Origin of the sequence: Kribbia dieselivorans NBRC 106261, assembly GCF_001552435.1 — a bacterium.
Taxonomy (GTDB): Bacteria; Actinomycetota; Actinomycetes; order Actinomycetales; family Dermatophilaceae; genus Kribbia; species Kribbia dieselivorans.
Window position 1 is genome coordinate 1 of record NZ_BCRE01000091.1, and the last position, 844, is coordinate 844.

Below are 844 nucleotides of genomic sequence, written 5' to 3' on the forward strand. Positions count from 1 at the left end.
GGAGGGGTGGGATGTGCGCCGGGTCAGAAGCGGCGGCACTGGCCTTCCTTGTTGCCCTTGACGATGTTGCTCCAGCCCTTCGGGGCGGGGACGTTGGACTTGCACTGCAGGTTGCCGTCGACGCGGTTGCGGTAGACGCTCTTCGAGCCGGCCTTGTTGCTGAACAGCTGGATGTCGCCGTCGACGCGGTTGTGCGCGATGATCTGCGATCCGCGGTTGCGCTCGGACTGGATGTTGCCGTCAACCGTGTTGAGACGGAGGTTGGCGGACCGGCCGCTCTTGAGTTGGATGTCGCCGTCGACGCGCACGGTCGTGACCCGGACGTACTTGTGGCCCGTGGCCTGGATGTTGCCGTCAACCGACCCCTTGTAGGCGCGGAGCGTCGCACCGGAGCGGACGAGGACGTTGCCCTTGACGTTGACCCGGTTCAGCGTGCACGTCGCGCCCTTGGGCACGACGATGTTGTCGCTGATCGTGCGGTTCGACAGGGTGCCGCGGCAGACGCGGTCGTCGGCCATGGCCGGAGCGGCGCCGGCGAAGATCGTGCCGGCCGCGAGGGCCGTGGCGGCCAGGGTGGTCGTGACCAGTCGTGGGCTGTTCATGTCGTTCTCCCCTTCGGTGCACCGGCCTCTCCGGTGATGTGACTCCACCCTGACAAGGGGCAGTGAGGCATCGGTGAATCGAACATGAAGAACTCTTCATGCGATCCGCCCCCACCCGCCGAGTGATGGTTTCGGGCCGCCCCAGGACGCCTGGGGCGGCCCGAAACCATCACTCGGCGCGGGGGCTGGGTGGCAGCGCCGGAGCGCGGTTCGGCAGGTTGGCACGGTTGCCGCGTAGCAGG

General features: G+C 67.5%; 1 protein-coding gene. It reads right to left on the minus strand.

Annotation, left to right across the window (positions count from 1 at the left end):
* Window positions 1-23: 23 nt before the first annotated feature.
* Window positions 24-602 carry a DUF4097 family beta strand repeat-containing protein gene (locus KD1_RS08460; protein ID WP_068400421.1) on the minus strand — a complete coding sequence of 193 codons (579 nt, stop codon included), beginning with the start codon at window positions 600-602 and terminating at the stop codon, window positions 24-26.
* Between the last annotated feature and the right edge of the window lie 242 nt (window positions 603-844).

What these genes read in the sequence shown, in the direction of transcription:
- KD1_RS08460 (WP_068400421.1), bottom strand. Translation starts at nt 602, where the DNA reads ATGAACAGCCCACGACTGGTCACGACCACCCTGGCCGCCACGGCCCTC.